The sequence below is a fragment of the Citrobacter sp. S46_ASV_140 genome, from assembly GCF_018919545.1.
GTDB lineage: Bacteria > Pseudomonadota > Gammaproteobacteria > Enterobacterales > Enterobacteriaceae > Citrobacter > Citrobacter braakii.
On the sequence record NZ_JAHLRC010000282.1, the window covers coordinates 1 to 836 of the forward strand.

At 41.7% G+C, this 836-nt stretch carries 1 pseudogene; it reads left to right on the forward strand.

The features are described from left to right. Positions 1-409: 409 nt before the first annotated feature. Positions 410-836: pseudogene (locus KQJ19_RS23780) on the forward strand (AraC family transcriptional regulator); the annotation flags it as partial.

The following is an 836-nucleotide window of genomic DNA, read 5'->3' on the forward strand; positions in this document are numbered from 1 at the left end:
GTCCTGGGACCACCACTTCCCTGGATTTGAACATGAAACCGAAGGAACGGAAATTATTGACGGTGTATATCACGTCATGTGCGTGAAAGCATAATGTCATTTTATAGATAGTCCGATTTTTAAGGTAGACATGTCATGCTTGAGTAATTCCTGAGTATTGCTGCAAAACAATAACATTGTCATACCTTTTTGCGCGGGACCACCCCGCGCTTTTTTTATACGCAAATATCACGTTTCCACTTGCGTAAAAAAAAGTGTACATAAGAAAATTCCCACCAAACATTGTAATTAATTTCAGACACGTTATTTTAATGCGGTCCTGGATTCATCATACAATTTCAATTTAGCCGATATGGTTCATCTGATGGTGAGCTACGGTGTTTTATGTTCATATTCCTGGAGTTTGGGTATGAGGGTTTGCAGCAGAGCAGCTTGTGTTGTTGTATTAACGGAGAAGGATGTTTGGTTAAGGATTAACGGTAAAGAAGCCATCAGCTTAAAAGCTAATCATATGGCGCTGGTAGCATGCGATAATAATATTATCGATTTCTCATCACTTAATAACGCACTGGTCGTACATATCAGCCGTGATATCATTAAAGACTATCTACGTTTTTTAAATAAAGACCTTTCACAGATCCCACTCTGGCAACGCAGTACCAACCCAGTGATGACCGCCGTCTGTCTGACGCCGGATGTCTTCCGGGTGGCTGCCCAATATAGCGTAATGGACACAATGGACGAAGGTGAAAGTGTGCGCACGCGCTCGCTACTATTCACGGTGTTATCACGCTTTCTCGGCAGCAAAAAGTTTATTTCTCTGCTCATGCATATAC